The sequence below is a fragment of the Chloroflexota bacterium genome (assembly GCA_026713825.1).
Classification (GTDB): Bacteria; Chloroflexota; Dehalococcoidia; order Lucifugimonadales; family UBA1127; genus UBA1127.
In genome coordinates this window covers 1-19,126 of the sequence record JAPONS010000015.1, presented here as the reverse complement: position 1 = coordinate 19,126, position 19,126 = coordinate 1, and the positions used below count along the sequence as shown (strand labels likewise).

Annotated in this window: 14 protein-coding genes and 1 rRNA gene; 8 read left to right on the top strand and 7 right to left on the bottom strand. The window is 68.7% G+C overall.

The genetic code is table 11. From position 1 onward, the window contains the following. On the bottom strand, positions 1–1,568 hold a 1,568-nt coding region (locus OXC99_02030; protein ID MCY4623775.1), incomplete at its 3' end, for an FAD-binding oxidoreductase. A gap of 112 nt (positions 1,569–1,680) precedes the next feature. Between OXC99_02030 and rsmG the strand changes: the two genes are divergently transcribed. The 7 genes from rsmG to OXC99_01995 all read left to right on the top strand — a co-directional run bounded on the left by rsmG (position 1,681) and on the right by OXC99_01995 (position 11,396). Further along, complete coding sequence (gene rsmG / locus OXC99_02025; GenBank protein MCY4623774.1) at positions 1,681–2,427, top strand: 16S rRNA (guanine(527)-N(7))-methyltransferase RsmG; 747 nt, start codon at positions 1,681–1,683, stop codon at positions 2,425–2,427. Positions 2,428–2,477: 50 nt separating this feature from the next. After that, positions 2,478–3,569, top strand: coding sequence for a 3-isopropylmalate dehydrogenase (gene leuB / locus OXC99_02020; protein MCY4623773.1), 1,092 nt, complete (start codon positions 2,478–2,480; stop codon positions 3,567–3,569). A 47-nt stretch (positions 3,570–3,616) separates the two neighbouring features. Continuing rightward, positions 3,617–4,078 (top strand): redoxin domain-containing protein, encoded by a 462-nt coding sequence (locus OXC99_02015; protein MCY4623772.1) that lies wholly within the window; start codon positions 3,617–3,619, stop codon positions 4,076–4,078. Between the two features lie 142 nt (positions 4,079–4,220). Then, complete coding sequence (locus tag OXC99_02010; GenBank protein ID MCY4623771.1) at positions 4,221–5,219, top strand: hypothetical protein; 999 nt, start codon at positions 4,221–4,223, stop codon at positions 5,217–5,219. A 177-nt stretch (positions 5,220–5,396) separates the two neighbouring features. After that, the gene (locus tag OXC99_02005; GenBank protein MCY4623770.1) at positions 5,397–7,193 is read left to right on the top strand and encodes a thiamine pyrophosphate-requiring protein; all 1,797 of its coding nucleotides are present in this window, start codon (positions 5,397–5,399) and stop codon (positions 7,191–7,193) included. 176 nt (positions 7,194–7,369) lie between these two features. Next, entirely contained in the window at positions 7,370–11,086 is a 3,717-nt protein-coding gene (dnaE, locus tag OXC99_02000; protein MCY4623769.1) for a DNA polymerase III subunit alpha, read from the top strand. A gap of 22 nt (positions 11,087–11,108) precedes the next feature. Further along, the gene (locus tag OXC99_01995) at positions 11,109–11,396 is read left to right on the top strand and encodes a 4a-hydroxytetrahydrobiopterin dehydratase (GenBank protein ID MCY4623768.1); all 288 of its coding nucleotides are present in this window, start codon (positions 11,109–11,111) and stop codon (positions 11,394–11,396) included. On the opposite strand, the gene tilS is transcribed toward OXC99_01995, so the two are convergent. From tilS to pdxS, 6 genes are all read right to left on the bottom strand, one after another. Beyond that, positions 11,347–12,798 (bottom strand): tRNA lysidine(34) synthetase TilS, encoded by a 1,452-nt coding sequence (tilS, locus tag OXC99_01990; protein MCY4623767.1) that lies wholly within the window; start codon positions 12,796–12,798, stop codon positions 11,347–11,349. The genes OXC99_01995 and tilS overlap by 50 nt on opposite strands. After that, positions 12,798–14,105 carry a hemolysin family protein gene (locus OXC99_01985; GenBank protein ID MCY4623766.1) on the bottom strand — a complete coding sequence of 436 codons (1,308 nt, stop codon included), beginning with the start codon at positions 14,103–14,105 and terminating at the stop codon, positions 12,798–12,800. Before OXC99_01985 ends, tilS begins: the two co-directional genes overlap by 1 nt. 188 nt (positions 14,106–14,293) lie before the next feature. Next, positions 14,294–14,935, bottom strand: a complete 642-nt coding sequence (gene tmk / locus OXC99_01980; protein ID MCY4623765.1) for a dTMP kinase — start codon at positions 14,933–14,935, stop codon at positions 14,294–14,296. A gap of 18 nt (positions 14,936–14,953) precedes the next feature. Next, positions 14,954–16,651: an AAA family ATPase gene (locus tag OXC99_01975; GenBank protein ID MCY4623764.1), complete on the bottom strand. Its 1,698-nt coding sequence runs from the start codon at positions 16,649–16,651 to the stop codon at positions 14,954–14,956. Positions 16,652–16,747: 96 nt separating this feature from the next. After that, the gene (gene pdxT, locus OXC99_01970; GenBank protein ID MCY4623763.1) at positions 16,748–17,380 is read right to left on the bottom strand and encodes a pyridoxal 5'-phosphate synthase glutaminase subunit PdxT; all 633 of its coding nucleotides are present in this window, start codon (positions 17,378–17,380) and stop codon (positions 16,748–16,750) included. Between the two features lie 95 nt (positions 17,381–17,475). Next, entirely contained in the window at positions 17,476–18,366 is an 891-nt protein-coding gene (gene pdxS, locus OXC99_01965; protein MCY4623762.1) for a pyridoxal 5'-phosphate synthase lyase subunit PdxS, read from the bottom strand. Positions 18,367–18,595: 229 nt separating this feature from the next. On the opposite strand from pdxS, the gene OXC99_01960 reads away from it, so the two are divergent. Next, a 16S ribosomal RNA gene (locus OXC99_01960) occupies positions 18,596–19,126 on the top strand; the annotation flags it as partial.

Here is a 19,126-nt window from a genome sequence, read left to right as displayed (position 1 = left end):
GGGCAGTCGACGCTCTTGCGGGGGTTCATGATGCCCTGCGGGTCGAAGACGCGCTTGAACTCGCGGAACGACTCGTAGAGCTGCGGGCCGAACATCTTCTCCGTGAACACGCCCCGGACGATGCCGTCGCCGTGCTCGCCGCTCAGCGACCCGCCGAACTCCAGCACGAGGTCCGACACGCGCTCCGCGATGCGCACCATGCGGTCGAGGCCCTCCTGCTGCTTTATGTCCACGAGCGGCCGGATGTGCATGCAGCCGACGCTGGCATGCCCGTAGTAGGCCGCGGTCGTCTTCTCCTCGCGGACCAGTTCGTCGAAGCGCTGGAAGTACTCGGGCAGCCGCTCCGGCGGCACGGCGGTGTCCTCGACGAAGGGCAGCGGCTTGGCCGTGCCCTCGACGCTCATGATGAGCCCGAGCCCGTCGCGCCGGACGGCCCAGATGGTCGACTGCTGCCGCGGGTCGGTGACCTTGAGCGTGTGGTAGCCCAGCCCGCGCCGCTCAATGGTGCGGGCGATGCGCTCCAGGCCTGCCTCCGCCTCCTCCGGCGTGTCGCCGGACGACTCGACCAGCAGCATCGACGCCGGGTCGCCCTCGACGAAGGCCATGCGCGGCGAGAGCCCCGGGTGCAGGCGGCCCTGCCGGACGATGGTGTTGTCCATCTGCTCGATGGCCGACGCGCCGGAGTCGAGCAGCGCCACCGTCGCCTCGAAGGACTCCAGGATGGTGTTGAAGTGCACCACAGCGAGGGCGGCGGCCTTGGGGCGGGGCGCCATGCGCACCTTGGCGCGGGTGAAGGTCACCAGCGTGCCCTCGGAGCCGACGACGACCTTGGCCATGTTCATGGGGTCGCGGAGGACCTCGTCCAGGTTGTAGCCGCTGACGCGCCGCTGGATCTTGGGGTAGCGGCGGTCGATCTCCTCGGCCTGCTCCGTCGCGATGCGCCGCGCCTCGCGGTAGATCTGCCCCTCCAGCGTCTGGAGCGCGAGCTTGGCCTCGAGCTCCTCGGGCGATAGGTCGCGGAAGGTGGTCACGGTGCCGTCGGCGAGGACCACCTCGAGCTCCAGCACGTGGTCGAGCGTCTTGCCGTAGACGATGGAGCGGGCGCCGCAGGAGTTGTTGCCGATTGCGCCGCCGATGTTGCCCCGGTTGGTCGTCGAGGGGTCCGGCGCGAACTTGAGCCCGTGCGGCGCGCCGAGGGCGCTGAGCTGGTCCAGCACGATGCCCGGCTCCACCCACGCCCAGCCCTCCTCCGGGTTCATCTCAATGAGCTGGTTCATGTGCCGGGAAAAGTCCATGACGATGGCGTGGTTGACCGTCTGCCCCGCCAGCCCTGTGCCACCACCGCGGGGCAGCACGGGCACGCCGTGGACCGCCGAGAAGGTAACAGTGTTGACCACGTCCTCCACGTCCATCGGGAAGACCACGCCGACGGGGTCCATCTGGTAGATGGAGGCGTCGGTGGCGTAGATGGCGCGGGTCATCCGGTCGAAGCGGACCTCGCCGCGCAGCCGCTTGCGCAGCTCCGCCTCAAGCTCGGCGTTCTCCCGTACCAACTGACGCGTGGCCATGACCCCTCCCGTCTAAGGCATGCCCAACAGCTTAGCGGGGGCTGGCCGCCGGGGGAAGGGGCACCCCGCCCTCACGCCCGCACACGTGTGCGCACCCTGCTATACTCTCGGCATGCAGAAGACCGAGGCCGAGAGCAAGTTGCGCCTGCTGACCGAAGGCGCCCGCGCCATCGGCGTTGAGCTGAGCGCCGAGCAGGAAGCGCAGTTCGCGAAGTACGCCCACGTCATGCTCGTAGCGAACACGCGGATGAACCTGACCTCCATCACGAAGCCAGAGGCCGTCGAGACGCTGCACTTTCTGGACTCGCTGACGGTGGCCTGCGTCCTCACCGCCGAGACCCTGCGGGGCGGGCGCGTGCTCGACGTCGGCAGCGGGGCTGGACTCCCCGGCGTGGCGCTGAAGATAGCCTTTCCCGGCATCCGACTGGATTTGTTGGAGACGACGGGCAAGAAGGTGGCCTTTCTCAGGGACCTCGTCGCACACCTAGAGTTGCCGGACGTGACGGTGCAGCACGGGCGGGCAGAGGACCTCGCCCACGACCCGTCGCTGCGTGCGTCGTTCGACGCCGTGCTCGCCCGGGGCGTGGCCAAGCTGCCCGCGCTGGCCGAGCTGACACTGCCGTTCCTGCGCGCCGGCGGCGTGCTGGTGGCGCACAAGAAGGACAACGTCGGGCCGGAGCTAGCCGCTGCGGCCAAGGCAGTCCAGCTTCTTGGGGGCGCCGCTCCGACCCTGCGCCCGGTCAGCGCCCCGGGACTCGAGGACGGCCGTGCGCTGGTGGTCGTCGAGAAGATCGCGGCGACGCCGAAGGGGTATCCGCGGCAGGCGGGGATGCCCGTCAAACGCCCGATTGGGACGTAGCCAAAAGCATACGAATACCACCCCGACGGGTGGGCGGAGGAAGGAATCGCATGGACTACAAGATTGCAGTGCTGCCCGGCGACGGCATCGGCCCGGAGGTCACGAATGAGAGCGTCAGGGTGCTCAACGCCATCGGCGACCGGTTCGGCCACACCTTCGAGTACGAGCACGGAGCGGTGGGCGGCAACGCCATCGACGACTTCGGCAACGCGCTGCCCGACTCGACCCTGCGCACGGCCAAGGCGGCCGACGCCGTCCTGTTCGGCGCCGTCGGCGGGCCGAAGTGGGACGACCCCCGCGCCAAGACACGCCCTGAGGACGGCCTGCTGGCCATCCGGCAGGGGCTGGACCTCTTCGCGAACCTGCGCCCGGTGCAGGTGGTGCCGCAGCTCATCGACGCGAGCACGCTCAAGCCGTCGGTGCTGGAGGGTGTCGACTTCATCGTCGTGCGAGAGCTGACGGGTGGGCTCTACTACGGCAAGCCGAAGAAACGCTGGAGCAACAGCCGGGGCCGCCGGGGTGTCGACACGATGTACTACAGCGAGGAGTTCATTGCGCGCGTGCTGCGCGTCGGCTTCGAGCTGGCGCGGATGCGGCGGAAGAAGCTGACATCCGTCGACAAGGCCAACGTGCTGGAGTCCTCGCGGCTGTGGCGCGAGATCGCCATGGAGATGGGCGAGGAGTACCCGGACGTCGAGTTGGAGCACGTCCTCGTGGACACCGCCGCAATGCAGCTGGTGCGCGCGCCCAGCCGCTTCGACGTGATGGTGGCGGAGAACACCTTCGGCGACATCCTCACGGACGAGGCCGCTGTGCTGTCCGGCTCGATGGGCATGCTGCCCTCGGCGAGCCTCGCCGGCGTGCCGGAGCAGGGGAAGCCCGCGTACGGCCTGTTCGAGCCGATCCACGGCACCGCGCCGGACATCGCGGGCCAGGGAATCGCCAACCCCATCGCCAGCATCCTGAGCACGGCGATGCTGCTGCGGTACTCGCTGGGGCTCGACGAGGCGGCGGAGCTGGTCGAGGATGCGGTCAGCCGTGCCCTCGCCGACGGCTACCGCTCGGGCGACATCGCGGCGCCGGGCGACAACGTCGTCGGCACGGTGGAGATGGGCAACATCATCGTCTCCCTGCTCGGCTAACCGGGCCGCCCTGCTTGGTTAGGGGGAGCAACCTCAAGGAGGTGCACATGGCACAACTGGAAATCGGCAGTCCCGCCCCGGACTTCACCCTCAAGGACTGTTATGACAACACCGTATCGCTCGGCGACCTGCGGGGGAAGAAGGCGGTGCTCTACTTCTACACCAGCTCCGGGGGCGGGAACTGAACGCGGATGGCTCTCGGGTACCGGGAGAACGCCGCCAAACTGGCAGACAAGAACATCGTGGTCTACGGCATGAACGACAAGGACGCCGAAAGCGCCCGGGCGTGGATCGAGAAGGAGGGTCTGCCCTTCGCGGTCCTGCTGGACCCCGACTGGAGCGTTGGCATTGCGTACGGCATGTCGGACGCGTCGGCGGAGCGCTACGTTGCCAACAACGCCGAGGGCCGCCGTCCCGCAGTCGCCATCGACGAGAACGGTCTCATCGCAGCGTGGGAGCCCGACATGAACACGGTTGAGCAAATAGACGAGCTGATAGCTCGGCTATAGTGGAGGCCTCCACACAACGACCACCCCTCAGGTTTCAACGTCCTGGTGGCGGTTGCTGGTTTGGGCGTTACAATGCCGCCATTGGAACGAAAATTGACGGCAGGGTAAAGGGACACCGGACATCCCTTGAAAGGGGGGCGCAATGAATAACAACGTCACCGTACTGGTCGGTTCAGTGGGACAGGGGGTTCATCGCAGCACCGACGGCGGAGAGACCTGGGTCCGGGCAAGCGTGGGGCAGGGAATGCACTCCGACGCGATTGTCCGCACCCTGGCGGTGAATCCGGATAACCCTCGTGAAGTCCTCTGCGGCACTGACCTCGGCCTCTACAAGAGCTCTGACGCTGGGGACACGTGGGCCCGAGTGGACTCCGAGCTCAACGGCTACTGCGTGTGGAGCATCGCGTTCGACCACAGCAACCCTGCGATCATCTTCGCCGGCACCGGCACGCCCACCCCGTGCGGGATCTTCCGCTCGACCGACGGCGGCGCGACGTGGAGCCAGCGGCCAGTGGACATCGCCGAGGAGTGCCCGGCCGTCGGCGTGCCCCGCGTCACCGGTTTCGCCATCGACCCGGTCAACCCCCAGAGCATCTGGGCAGGCATAGAGGTCGACGGCCTGCGCCACAGCGCCGACGGCGGCGACACCTGGACCCGCGTCGGGCAGGAGATCCCCAACATGGATCTGCACAGCGTCGCCGTCGTCCAGGGCCCGCCCAAGCGCGTCTTCGCCGTCGTCAACAACGACGCCTGGTTCACCGAGGACGAGGGCGAGAGCTGGACCTCGGTCGGCGTCGCAGACAAGTTCCCGCTGCGCTACACGAGGGGGTTCGGCACGTCGCCGGCCAACGGCAAGTCCGCCTTCTTTACCATCGGCGACGCGACACCCGGCATGACGGGCGCCATCATGCGCTCGGACGACACGGGCACGACCTGGGAGCCGGTTCCGCTCCCGGACGAGCCCAACTCCGCCATGTGGGTCGTCAACCTCGAGGCCTGGGACCCCGACGTCCTGTTCGCCGGCAGCCGCTACGGCTACCTGTACCGCAGCGACGATGCCGGACGTTCTTGGACGAGGATTCGGCGGGAATTCAGCGAGATCTCATCAGTGCGCTGGATCCCGACGGAGGCGGCAAACTAGCAGGTCAGCGATAGCCATCTCCGTTTGAGGACGCAATCAACCACGCGCTAGCCGACAGCGAAACACTGGCGCCGTTGTTGGGGTAGGTGCGTCCACCCCCTCCCCCTTCCTTGACACCCCCACGCGCGCGCCCTAGCCTTGCGCCACCAACCACAGCGAGCAACAGGGAGGTCCATCATGGTAACCAGTGAGCCTCGTTCATTTGAGTCCACTTGGGGCGAGTACGGCGCGGAGGAGTGGTCCGACGCCATCATGGCCTCCATGAAGCTGGGCGGCGTCGACAACCTCTTCTTCGTGTCCGGCTCCGAGATTGCCTTCTTCCAGGAGAGCGCCGCCAAGGCCCGCGAGCGCGAGTGGCCCTCGCCGCGGCTGGTCACCATGACGCACGAGGGCGCGGCGCTCCACGCGGCGCTGGGCAACGCGATGGTCACCGGCCAGCCCGCCGCCACCGCCGTCCACGTCGACGTCGGTACCCTGAATTACGGCGCCGCCATCCACACGGCGTGGCGCGGCGGCTATCCGGTGCTCATGACCGCCGGCACCGGCCCGCGCGCCTACCCCGGCACCATGCGCGGCGGCCGCGACGCCCCCATCCAGTGGGTGCAGGAGCCCCGCGATCAGGGTGAGATTCTGCGGCAGTACACCAAGCACGACCACCGATTGGAACACCTCGACAACCCCGGCCTCATGGTCAGCCGCCTGCTGCAGGTCGCCATGAGCGACCCGCAGGGGCCCGTGTACATGACCGTCCCGCGCGAGGTCGCCATGCAGCCGATGCCGGGCACCACGCGCTTCCCGACTCGCGACCAGCTCGGCGTCGCGAGGCCCGCGTGGCCTGACCCGCGCGACGCAAAATTGGCCGCCGAGTGGCTGGTCAAGGCCAACAACCCCGTCATCTCCCTCGCCAAGTCGGGCCGCCACCCGGATTCCGTCGAGGCGCTGGTCCGGCTCGCCGAGCTTCTGGCGATACCCATCCGGGAGCAGCAGACGGACAAGATGAACTTCCCGACGACCCACCCGCTGCACGGCACCGGGCCCGACGCCGCGGACGCCGACGTCGTCATGGTGTGCGAGTCGCCGTCGCCCTTCACTCCCGGGCGCAACGCCCCAAGCGCCGATGCCAGGGTCATCTGGGTCGACCCCGACCCGGTGCAGTCCCGCTACAAGACGATGGAGTACCGCGCCGACATGTGGCTGCCTGTTAGCGTCACCGGCGCCGCCGAGGCAATCTACGAAGCCGCCACTGGCCTGCTCACCAAGAGTGACATGGATCGCATCGCCGACCGGCGCGCACGGCTGGAGCAGCGCAAGGAGGAGATCCGGCAGCGGAACGAGGACCTCGCCGCCGAGGCCTCCAAGCGCTCGCCGCTGCACCCCCGATGGGTGGCCTACCAGTTGGGGCAGGTCATGGAGTCCGACGCCATCCTGCTGGACGACGCTCTGAGCAATACGCCCTACGTGCAGGCCTACCACGAGCGCTCGCAGCCGGGCACGTACTTCAAGAGCGGCGGCAGCACTGGCGGCTGGGGCAGCGCCGCTGCTTTCGGCGCCAAGCTGGCCAAGCCCAACAGCGACGTCATCCTCACCTCCGGCGACGGCTACTTCATGTTCGGCACGCCGCTGGCGGGCCTGTGGGCGGCCAACCACCACAACGCGCCCTACCTCGCCGTCGTGTTCGTCAACGCCTCGTACAGCACCGGCACGCGCGGCCTGCGCGGCACGTACCCCGAGGGCGCGGCCATCCGCAACGAGCAGTACGACGGCGGCCTCTTCGACCCGCCTCCCGACTTCGCCAAGCTGGCAGAGGCCGCCAACGGCTACGGCGAGACGGTCACCACCGCCGAGGAGATCGGCCCCGCCCTGCGCCGCGGCCTCGACCAGGTCCGGCGTGGCACCCCCGCCGTCATCGCGGCGCGCATCCCCACCATCCCGCAGGAGATGGAGATGGGCGGCGTCGCACCGAGGGGCGAGTAGCCCGGCCTCTCGCGCGCAACTCGCCACTGTTGGCGCGTGAACCTGACGGGGCCTCGCGGGCCGATGAGCTCGCGAGGCCCTTTCGCAAAATCAACCCTGAATCCTCCGAGTTTCATGGCTTGCCGCCCCCCGTTGACGCGGGCATATAATGACGCCAACAACATAAGAGGAAAGCCTTGTTCACCCACCTGCACGTGCACACGGAGTACAGCCTACTGGATGGGTTGAGCCGGATCGGCCCCATGGTGCAGCGGTGTCAAGAGCTCGGGATGAATGCCCTCGGCATCACGGATCACGGCGTGATGTACGGGGCTGTAGATTTCTACTCTGCCTGCCGAGAGGCTGGCATCAACCCCATCCTCGGGTGTGAAGTCTACCTGGCGCCCGGCTCCCACACATCGCGCACCGCGGCGGACCGCAATCCGTACCACCTGACGCTGCTCGCGCGCGACAACACCGGCTACGCGAACCTCATCCAGCTCGTCACGCGCTCGCACCTCGACGGCTTCTACTACAAGCCCCGCGTCGACCGCGACCTGCTCAACCGCTACCGCGGCGGCATCATCGCCCTCTCCGGCTGCCTCAGCGGCGAGTTCGCCGAGCTTACCCTCGCGGGTCGCGACGTTGACGCGCGCGCGTCCATCGACTGGTTCCGCGAGGTCTACGGCGAGAACTTCTACCTCGAGCTCCAGCGCCACGACGGCCTCGAGGAGCTCGATCGGGTCAACGCCTCCCTCATCGAGCTGAACCGCGAGTTGGGCATCCCCCTCGCGGCCACCAACGACTTTCATTATGTCCACCGCGAGGACGCGTCAATGCAGGACATCCGCATCTGCATCTCCACCAACACCACCGTGCACGACGGCAAACGGCTCAAGATGCACGGCGACTCCTTCTACCTCAAGAGCCCGGACGAGATGCTGCAGCTCTTCCCGGAGTTTCCCGAGGCCGTCTCCAATACGCAGCGCATCGCCGACACCTGCGACATCCGCCTCAACTTCGACCGCATCCGGCTGCCCCAGTACCCCACGCCAGACGGATCCGAGCCGCAGGTGTACCTGGAGCGTCTCTGCCGCGAGGGCCTCGAACGGCTCCGTCCCGGCGCGCCCAAGCGCTACCACGAGCGGCTGGACTACGAGCTCTCGGTCATCGAGCACACGCAGTTCGCCACCTACTTCCTCGTGGTCTGGGACATCATCGCCTTCTCGCGGCGGGAGGGCATCCTCTTCGGCGTGCGGGGCAGCGCGGCCGCCAGCCTCGTGCTCTTTTGCCTCGGCGTCACCGACGTCGACCCGCTGGAGTACAACCTGGTCTTCGAGCGCTTCCTGAACATGGAGCGCAAGGAGATGCCGGACATCGACATGGACTTCCAGGACGACCGGCGGGACCAGGTGATCCGCTACGTGGTCGACAAGTACGGCCGGGACCATGTTGCCCAGATCATCACCTTCGGCACCATGGGCCCCCGCGCCGCCATCCGGGACGTCGGCCGCGCCCTTGGGCTGCCTTACTCGGACGTCGACCGCGTCGCCCGGCTGATCCCGCCCCGCGCGGGCTCGCTCGCCGAGGCCGTCTCCCTCAGCCCGGAGCTGGACGAGCTGAAGAACGCTGACTCCACGCTGGACAACCTCGTGACGACGGCCCAGCGCATCGAGGGCACCGTCCACCACGTCAGCACCCACGCGGCGGGCGTCGTCATCTCGGCGGACCCGCTGGAGGAGCACATCCCGCTCCAGCGCCCGGTCAGGGACGAGGAGAGCGGCACGCCCATGACCCAGTTCTCCATGGACCCCATCGCCAAGCTGGGCCTCTTGAAGATGGACTTCCTCGGCCTCGCCAACCTGACCATCCTGCGGCGCGCCATGGACCTCGTCGCGGCCAACGGCGGCCCCGAGCTTGACCTGCAGTCCATCCCGCTGGACGACCCGCAGACCTTCGCCCTCCTCTCGGCCGGCGACACCACCGACGTGTTCCAGCTTGAGGGCACGGGAATGCGCCGCTACATCCGCGACCTGAAGCCCACCGACTTCCGGGACATCGCCGCCATGGTGGCCCTCTACCGGCCCGGCCCCATGGAGCACATCGACCGTTACATCCGCGCCAAGCACGGCGAGGAGGAGATCCAGTACCCGCACCCGGATGTGCGGGAGTTTCTGGAGGAGACCTACGGCGTCATCGTCTACCAGGACCAGGTGCTGCTCATCGTGCAGCGCTTCGCCGGGTACACGCTGGGAGAGGCCGACGCCTTCCGCAAGGCGATGGGCAAGAAGGTCGCCGCCATCATGGCGGAGGAGAAGGAGGTCTTCCTGAAGGGCGCGCAGGAGCGCGGCTACACCCGGAAGGAAGCCGAGGACATGTTCCAGCTCATCGAGCCCTTCGCCGGGTACGCCTTCAACAAGGCCCACGCCGTCAGCTACGCCCTCATCGCCTACTGGACGGCCTTCTTCAAGGCAAACTACCCCGTCGAGTACATGACGGCCGTGCTCAACCAGCGCCTCGGCAACACCGACCGCATGGCGGCGACCATCGGCGAGTGCCACCGCATGCGCATCGAGGTCCGCCCACCCGACGTCAACTACAGCGCCGTCGAATTCACCATCGAGGGTGCGCACGGCAGCCCGCAGGCCATCCGCTTCGGCCTCGGCGCCATCAAGGGCGTCGGCGAGGCCGCCATCGGCGCCGTCGTCGAGTCGCGCGGCGCCGAGCCCTTCGCGGGTGTCGAGGACCTTTGCCGCCGTATGGACATGAAGGGCATCAACAAGCGGATCATGGAGAGCTTGGTCAAAGCGGGTGCCATGGACGCCCTCGAGCTGAGCCGCGGCGCGCTCCTTGCCGGCCTCGACCGGATCATGGCGCTGGCTAACCAGGAGGCCGAGCGCCGCCGCAGCGGCCAGACTACCATGTTCGACCTCTTCGGCGAGTCCGTGGACGCCCCGATGCCGGAGCTGCAGCTCCCCGTCGCCGCCGACGCCGGCGTGCAGGAGAAGGCCGGGTGGGAGCGCGAGCTCATGGGCGTGACCTTCTCCGAGACCCCTTTCATCCAGATGCTCGCGGGCGTCGACCCCGGTACCGCCATCATTTCCGTCCAGGACCTTGAGGGCGAGCAGGCAAACGCCCGCGTGGCCCTCGTGGGGCAGGTGGCCTCCGTTCGCTACTTCACCACCCGGAACGGCTCGGCCTCCGCCGCCGCCGAGCTGCGGCTGATGGACGGCGCAGTCGAGGTGGCAGCATTCGGCGCGACGTACTCGGAGAACCAGGACCTTTGGCGGGAGGGCAACCTCCTCCAGGTCAACGGCCGCGTCAGCATGCGCGGCGACCAGCAGTCCATCGTGTGCGAACGCGCCGCGCCCTTCATCCTCCCCACCACCGGCGATCAACCGTCGCCCACAGCCGCGCCGTGGGACGATGCGCCAGCCGAGGCCGAGCCACCGCAGCCCTCGGGGATCACCGTGCCCGCGGTGCGGACGGAAAGCACGTACGTGCCGCCAACCGCCCCTGTGCCAACCAACGGCCGCCACAATGGAAACGGCGCGGCAGAGAATGAGGATGTTGCGGAGCCGTCCGGGAACGGGCACGCGGCAGAGGAGACCGAGGTCACGGCAAACGGCCATGCGCCGCAAACCAACGGGGGCGGCGGCCCGGACCGATGGCTGCAGCTCCAGCTTCAGGAGACGGACGACCCCCGGCAGGACGAGCTCACGCTTCGGGACACGTTGCGGCTGCTGATGGACTTCCCCGGCAACGACCCCGTCCTGCTGGAAGTGCGCACCAACGGCAAGACCGTCCGGTTGGAGGCATCTATGAAGGCCTACGGCTGCCAGGACCTCTACGACCGGCTGGAGGGCATCCTCGGCGAGGGCATGGTGCGCGAGCACCTCATCGCTCAGGGCTAAGGGATAGGGAAGGAGCGCGGTCATGGCGGACGACACCAGGCTGAGCGACGAGGCAATCGCGGCGGGGCTGGCCGGGCTCGCGGACTGGCAGCGCGATGGCGACGCCATCGCCAAGACGTACACCTTCGGCGCGTACATGGACGGCATCGCCTTCGTGAACGGCGCGGCGGAGGCCGCGGAGGCCGCCGATCACCACCCGGACATGGCCGTCGGCTACAAGCGCGTCACGGTCACCCTGACAACGCACTCCTCAGGCGGCATCAGCCGGAAGGACCTCGATCTGGCGGCGGCGCTGGAGGCGCTGGCGTAGCCTGCGACCCGGCCTCCCTCGCGAGCTCCACACGAAGAACCCGCCGCGTCTCCGGCGTGACCCGCGCCCAGTGCGCGACGGCATGCCCCGTGACCCACGCCACACCCCGCGGCGACACGAGCAGCGGCACGGCGTCCCGTTCCCGCCGGGGCACGTGCGCGTCTACGAAGTAGTCCTGCAGCTTCCTGCTCCCCTGCGCCATGCCGAGCGGCTGAAAGCGGTCGCCCTGCCGCCGCCCCCGCACGCACAGCTCGCCGCCGAGCGCGTCCGCGTCCAGATGGGCAACGAACGGCGGTGCGTCCAGGCTCGCGGGCATCGGAACAACCTGCGCCTCCACGCGCCAGCCGCCCGCCGACGCGACGCCCGGCACGTGAATCGGGTGCTCCCCCTCCAGCGGCGGCTGCCCCGGTGCCCCGGATGAGCGCAACACGAGCGCATCATGGCGCGCCTCCGCCCGGACGCCGCCGGGCAACGTCGCCTCCCTGCCCGCCGGGCCGCTCGCGAGCCGCAACGCCGCCTCAACGTTCACCGCGTCCAGCGAGCCGCTTGCCCCGCCGGCTGCCTCATACGCGCGTCGCACGGCGAGTGCCTGCAGCGCGGGGTGCAGCGACCGAAGGCGCTCGCGGCCCAGCGCAACCACGCCGTCCACGGTCGACGCCAGCGCCGGCCACTCGGCGTCCAGCGCGGCGTCGAGGAAGTCGAGCGCGCCGCCCGCGTTCTCGGCCATGCGGGCCAGCGCCTCGACGGCACGCGGGTTCAGCCGCTCCAGCAGCGGCACGACCTCCACACGCAGCAGGTTGCGGGGGATCCGCGTGTCGTCGTTGGACTCGTCCAAAACGGGCGACAGGCCCAGTTCGCGGCAGTACGCAACGGTATCGCCGCGACGGATGCCCAGCAGCGGGCGGAAGACGCGCGCGTTCGCCCCTTTGACGGGCGCGTCGCTCAGCGCGGCCATCGCGCGAAGCCCGGCGAGGCCCGCGCCGCGCACCGCGTGCAACAGCACCGTCTCCGCCTGGTCATCGAGGGTATGTCCCGTCGCAATAGCCGCTGCGCCATCACGCTCGGCGATGCCGGCCAGCGCGCCGTACCGGGCGTCGCGGGCCGCGGCCTCGGAGAAGGAACCGTCACGACGGCGCGGCACATCCACGGCGACGACGGTGCACGGCAGCCCCAGCGCCTCGGCGTGCTCGCGCACGAAGTCGGCGTCCCGCCCGGACGACGGCCGCAGCCCGTGGTCCACGTGCGCGACGTGCAGGGAGAGCCGGTGGAAGTCCGTGATGCAGTGCAGCGCGTGGAGCAGGGCAAGCGAGTCGGGGCCGCCGGACACCGCCGCCACGAGCCTCGCGCCCGTGAGCCCGGCGGCGGCGGCCTGTCGCGCCACCGCCTGCGGCAGCGTCGCCATTAGAGGTCTCCCGCGGACTGAGGCTCCTCCGCGCCAAAGGGCGTGATGTAGTGGATGCGCACCTTTTCCACCCGCAGCCCGTCCATCTCCGTAATGGTGAAGCTCACGTTGCCGTACCGGTACTGCTGCCCCTCCGACGGGATATTGCCGATGCGCTCCAGCAGGAAGCCGGCCACCGTTTCGTAGTCGCCCTCCGGCAGGGCGAGGCCCATGCGCTCCGTCAGCTCGTGGAGACGCAGCGCGCCGTCGACGGCAAAGGTGACCTCGTCCAGCGCTTCCACCTCTTCCTCTTCATCCTCGATGTCCCCGGTGAACTCCAGCGCCCCCATCACCTCTTCACCCAGCTTGACGATGGTGACCAGGCCCACGATGACGCCGAATTCGTCCACCGCGATGGCCGCCGTGTCGTCGGCCTCCTGCATCTCCTCGAGCAGTTCCGACGCGAGCTTGGTGTCGGGCACGAAGACCGCAGAGCGGGCCAGAACGGTCACGTCTCCGCCGAGGCCGATGTGGTGCAGCGCGAGGCCGCGCAGGACGTCGCTGGCGTCCAGCACCCCCACGACGTTCTCCGGGCTGCTGGAGTACACTGGATAGTGGCTGCGCGGCCTGCGTCCCAGAAGCGAGAGGAACTCGCCCATCTCCGCTCCCTTTTCCACCATCACCACCTCGTTCCGGGGCACCATGACCTCCCGGACCTGGTGTTCGGCGAAACGCAGGACCCGCTCCATGATGCGCGCCTCGCGGGAGGCGACGGCGCCCGACTCCCGCCCCTGCGAGATCATGGCGCGCAGCTCGCCCTCCGTCATGCCTGTGCGCCCCGTCGTCCCGCCGAAGGGCTTGAGCGCCAGGTCCACAATCGCGTTCAGGACAATCACAATGGGGAGCAGTACGCGGCCAAGCAGGGTGACGGGCGGCGCCACTATCAGCGACAACGATTCCGCGTGCCGTACGCCGACGGCCTTGGGAATAGTCTCCCCAAAGACCAGCAGCAGTGCCGTGACCACGGCCGTCGCGGTCGCCACCGCCAGCCCCTCGGAGTCGATGAGCTGCACCGCGACGGCTGTGCCCAGCGCGGCCGCGGCGGTGTTCGTCAGGTTGTTGGCGAGGAGGATGGTGGGCAGGAACCGCTGCGGGTTCTCGACCAGCCGCGCCACCACGCGGGCGCCCGGCACCCGGCTGCGGACCATGTACTGCAACCGCACACGCTGCACGGACAGGAGAATGGCCTCAGAGGAGGAAAAGAGCGCAGAGAAGGCCAGGGCAATGACGAGGAGAACGATGTAGATCGCCAAGCTGCCTTGCGGCATTTGTGGAGGTCCCTCCGGACCCAGGCTACGCCCCTCCCGGGGCCTCCGGGCGCTGGTCCACCGCCCAATTTCGGGAAGCGGCGCACGTGCCCGCTTCCTAGGCGATGAATACTAGCATTGGGCGTGCCTGGTGTCAAAAACGGTCATCGTTCTCGGCATAGGTGATAAGAGCGGCGCGTCCCCCATCCCTACTCCGCTAACATCCCCGACACCCGCTCGCGCACGACCCGCGCCACCTCGCGCCGGGGCAGCGTCGCGTTGACGACGAGCCACCGCTCCGGTTCCTGCGCCGCCAGCGTCAGGAACCCCTCCCGGACGCGCAGGTGGAAAGCTACATCAGCCGCGTCCGCCTTCGCCAGACCCGCCTCGAACCTGTCGCCGCCGCGAGGCTGGCGGCGCATGAGGGCGAGGTCAACCGGCAGGTCCAGCAGCACGGTCAGGTCCGGCTGCAGCCCGCCCGTCGCCGCCGCGTTCAGTCCGCGCAGCTCCTCGACGTCGAGCCCGCGGCCGTAGCCCTGGTACGCGAGCGTCGAGTCGCCGAAGCGGTCGGAGACGACGACGGCGCCGTCCGCCAGCGCGGGGGCCATGACCTCCTCGACGAGCTGCGCCCGCGCCGCGACGAAGAGCAGCGCCTCGGCCCGCGGGCCGATGGGCATTTGCCCGAACTTCACCAACCTTCGCAGCCGCGCGCCTAGCTCGGTGCCGCCGGGCTCGGCGACCGTGACGACCTTGTGGCCGGCGTCGCGCAGTGAGGCTGAGAGCTGCCGCACTTGCGTGGACTTGCCTGTGGCTTCTCCGCCTTCAAACGTGATCAAGAGTGGTTGGGGCATTGGTGGCTCCCTTTCCCGCTACGGGTGGAAGATGACGACGCGGCGCTGCGGCTCGCGGCCCAGGCTGGCGGAGCCGAGGTTGTAGCGCTCGGCTAGCTGGTGCTGCAGCCGCCGGACGTATGACGACTGCGGCGCCAGCTCCACCGACGGCCCGCCGTCGATCACCTGCACCACGGCCTCCTCCGTCTCCTCCATCGCCTCCGCGATGCGCTGGCGGCCGTCGCCGCCCCAGCCCGCGCTCAGCGACTTCAGGAACTGCTCCATCTGCACCTGCGAGTTCTTGCGCAGCACGTAGATGGGCAGTCCCTTCTCCTGCGCGTACTGCAGCGACTCGCCGCGCTTGCGGTAGTGCACCTTGGTGGTCAGCACCATGTCGGCGTCCTGCACCGTGGCGGTCACCTCGGCGCCGATGCCCAGCGTGCGCGCCGTTTCCAACAGCCGGTCGCGGTTCACGCCGTAGGAGAAGACCCTGGTGCTCTTGCCGACGATCTCCGCCGCAGTCTCCCGCAGGGGCCGCCCGTCCCGTGCCAGGCGCGATGGGCCGTCGTTCACCGGCCGCGAGGGCCCGACACCGACGGTCCGCGCTGGCGGCGTGAAGGCCGACGGGCGCGACGGCGGCGGCTCCGACCGCCTCATCCCGCCCCCGCCGCGGCCGAATCCACCGAACTGCTGCGGCCTGCCCGCCGAGGGCAGGTATTGGGGCTCGCCGACGCCGTGCTCGACAACACCGGCCGCGTTCAGCCGGCGTTGCTCCGGCGACACCGGGAAGCCGCGCAGCAGCGTGTCGACGGTGCTCGCGATCTCCTCGTGCACGGCGACGCGGTCCCAGGTCTGGATCTCCACCATCGCGTCGAAGGACGGCGGCGCCTTGCGCTCCAGCACGCTCTTCCGCGTCCCGCGCCGCCGCGCCTCCTCGTCGCCGAGGGTGACCGTCTGCACCCCGCCGACCAGGTCCGCCAGCGTCGGGTTCATCAACAGGTTGTCCAGGCTGTTGCCGTGCGCCGTCGCGACGAGCTGCACGCCGCGCTCCGCGATGGTGCGCGCCGCGGCGGCCTCAGCCTCAGTGCCCATTTCGTCGATGACGATGACCTCAGGCATGTGGTTCTCCACCGCCTCGATCATGACGGAGTGCTGCTCGGACGGCGCCGCAACCTGCATGCGCCGCGCCTTGCCGATACCCGGGTGCGGTACGTCGCCGTCACCCGCGATCTCGTTGGACGTGTCGACGATGACGACGCGCTTGTGGGCGTGGTCCGCCAGCACCCGGGCAACCTCCCGCAGCATCGTCGTCTTCCCCACACCCGGTCTGCCGAGCATCAGGATGCTCTTGCCGGACAGCACCAGGTCCTCGATGATCTTGCTCGTCCCGAAAACCGCCCGGCCCACGCGGAGCGTCAGCCCAATCACCTTGCCATTGCGGTTTCGCATCCCCGCGATGCGGTGCAGCGTCCGCTCGATGCCGGCGCGGTTGTCCCCGCCGAAGGGGCTGAGCTGCGACACGACGCTGTTGATGTCCTCCTCGGTCGTGTCCTGCTGCCCCAGCGCCTCTTCCCGGTCGAAGAAGCGGGCCTGTGGCGGCCTCCCCAGGTCCAGGATGATCTCCAGCAGGCCGTCCAGGGGCTCCAGTTCCTGCAGCCAGCGACGGACGCGACGGGGCAACACCTGCAGCAGGGACTCCAGGTCATCCACCACCACCTTTTGCGCAACGGGAGCCACGTCATCCGCCGGGAGGGCGGCGCCCGCAAGCTGAACGTTGGCGGCGTCCGGGACGTACTGGGTCACTCCCCACCTCCGACTCGCATTAGCTACGCATCACCTGCTGCCCGCGCTCCCCAGCGCAAGGGCGGCCATATCCAGAAAGTGCCGGTGAAACCGTGTGTCCGTCGTCAGCTCCGGGTGGAACGACGTCGCCAGCACGTTGCTCTGCCGCACCGCGACGGGCATGCCATCCGGCAGCGACGCCAGCGTCTCCACGCCCTCCCCCATCGAGACAATGGCCGGCGCGCGGATGAAGACGGCGGGGATTGGCTCCTCGCCGAGGTAGGTCACAGCCAGCTCCGTCTCGAAGCTCTGCAGCTGCCGCCCGTAGGCATTCCGTTGGACGGTGATGTCCATCAGCCCGAGAGGTTCTGGCCGCTCCTCCACCAGCGCGCTCGCCAGCAGGATCATGCCCGCGCAGGTGCCCCACACGGGCATCCCCTCGCGGGCGCGGCGCTGCACCGGCTCCCGCAGACCATGCAGGTCGAGCAGGTGGACCATCGTGGTGCTCTCGCCGCCGGGGATGATGAGCGCGTCGACGCCATCCAGGTCGCGGGGAAGTCGCACCTCGATAGGCTCGGCGCCAAGACGGCGCAGGGAGATCTCGTGCTCCAGGAAGTCGCCCTGCAGCGCGAGGACGCCTGTACGGACGTCGGGAGCCGCCCGCTCGAGGGTGTGCGAGTCCATGTTCCAGGCAACCGGGGCAAGGGATGCGGCGCCTCGGTGTATCGCCAAAAACGTTCCTCCGGTGGCTATATGTGTGCCGCCGCGAGCGCCGGTCTCTACCAGCCGCGGACAGCCAGCAGCTCCTCCGGTTTGAGCATGCGAACGTCGATGCCGGGCATCGGGGCGCCGAGGCCCTTGGAGACCTCCGCCACCACGTCCCAGTCCTGGTAGTGGGTCACGGCCTGCACCACGGACTTGGCGCGGCGGGCCGGGTCTTCCGACTTGAAGATGCCTGAGCCGACGAACACCCCGTCGCAACCGAGCCACATCATCAGCGCGGCGTCGGCCGGCGTCGCGACGCCCCCGGCGGCGAAGTTCACCACGGGCAGCCGCCCCAGCCGCTTGACCTCGATGACCAGGTCCAGCGACGCGCCCAGGGTCTTCGCCTCGGCAGGCAGCTCGTCGTCCGGCATGTTCTGTAGCTTGCGGATGTGGTCTGTGACGGCGCGAATGTGCCGCACGGCCTCCACCACGTTGCCCGTGCCGGCCTCGCCCTTGGTGCGGATCATCGCCGCGCCCTCGCCGATGCGCCGCAGCGCCTCGCCAAGGTCGCGGCAGCCGCAGACGAAGGGCGCCTTGAAGTCGTGCTTCCAGACGTGGTGGCTCTCGTCCGCCGGCGTCAGCACCTCGGACTCGTCGATGTAGTCGATGCCGACGGCCTCCAGGATGCGCGCCTCGGCAAAGTGGCCGATGCGGCACTTGGCCATCACCGGGATGCTGACGGCCTCCATGATGGAGAGCACCATCTCCGGGTCGGACATGCGCGCGACGCCGCCGTCGGAGCGGATGTCGGACGGGACGCGCTCCAGCGCCATGACGGCGCAGGCCCCGGCGTCCTCGGCAATCTTCGCATGCTCGGCCGTGACGACGTCCATGATGACGCCGCCCTTCAGCATCTGCGCCAGGCCGGTCTTGACTCCCCAGGTGCCCTCGGTCCCGTTGGTCATTCATGTGCTCCGGTGTAGAGTGGGAGGGACATGTGAGTCCCGCTTCCATTATACGGCGCGCCCTATACGGCGGCAATGAACCGGCGACCGGCCCCCCCCTGCAAGGCCCCGGGATTCGGGGTTGACACACCCTTTCCCCAATGGGACAATGTTCGGACGCAGCGCACCCTGCTGGTGCGCTGTTTGGCACCTTAACAGTGGAAGAGTGGAAAGAAGGTAGGGTTCACTTTAGCTGGAGAGTATGATCCTGGCTCAGGGTGAACGCTGGCGGCGTGCCTAATGCATGCAAGTTGAGCGCCTCGCTTCGGCGGGGAGCAGCGAACGGCTGAGGAACGCGTAGGTGACCTGCCCTTCGGTGGGGGACAACTCCGGGAAACCGGTGCTAATACCGCATACGACCTTCCGGTTGCGGCCGGAAGAGGAAAGTCGCAAGACGCCGAGGGAGGGGCCTGCGTCCCATCAGGTAGTTGGTGGGGTAATGGCCTACCAAGCCGACGACGGGTAGCTGGTCTGAGAGGATGATCAGCCAGAGGGGGACTGAGACACGGCCCCCACTCCTACGGGAGGCAGCAGCAGGGGATCTTGGGCAATGGGCGAAAGCCTGACCCAGCGACGCCGCGTGGGGGATGAAGGCCTTTGGGTCGTAAACCCCTTTTCCAGGGGACGATAATGACGGTACCTTGGGAATAAGCCCCGGCTAACTACGTGCCAGCAGCCGCGGTAAAACGTAGGGGGCAAGCGTTACCCGGAATTACTGGGC

Excerpts from the sequence above, each read along its gene's own strand:
- tmk (MCY4623765.1), bottom strand. The coding sequence starts at position 14,935 with ATGCCCCAACCACTCTTGATCACGTTTGAAGGCGGAGAAGCCACAGGC.
- leuB (MCY4623773.1), top strand. The coding sequence starts at position 2,478 with ATGGACTACAAGATTGCAGTGCTGCCCGGCGACGGCATCGGCCCGGAG.
- pdxS (MCY4623762.1), bottom strand. The coding sequence starts at position 18,366 with ATGACCAACGGGACCGAGGGCACCTGGGGAGTCAAGACCGGCCTGGCG.
- OXC99_02010 (MCY4623771.1), top strand. The coding sequence starts at position 4,221 with ATGAATAACAACGTCACCGTACTGGTCGGTTCAGTGGGACAGGGGGTT.
- rsmG (MCY4623774.1), top strand. The coding sequence starts at position 1,681 with ATGCAGAAGACCGAGGCCGAGAGCAAGTTGCGCCTGCTGACCGAAGGC.
- pdxT (MCY4623763.1), bottom strand. The coding sequence starts at position 17,380 with ATGGACTCGCACACCCTCGAGCGGGCGGCTCCCGACGTCCGTACAGGC.
- tilS (MCY4623767.1), bottom strand. The coding sequence starts at position 12,798 with ATGGCGACGCTGCCGCAGGCGGTGGCGCGACAGGCCGCCGCCGCCGGG.
- OXC99_01985 (MCY4623766.1), bottom strand. The coding sequence starts at position 14,105 with ATGCCGCAAGGCAGCTTGGCGATCTACATCGTTCTCCTCGTCATTGCC.
- OXC99_01995 (MCY4623768.1), top strand. The coding sequence starts at position 11,109 with ATGGCGGACGACACCAGGCTGAGCGACGAGGCAATCGCGGCGGGGCTG.
- OXC99_02005 (MCY4623770.1), top strand. The coding sequence starts at position 5,397 with ATGGTAACCAGTGAGCCTCGTTCATTTGAGTCCACTTGGGGCGAGTAC.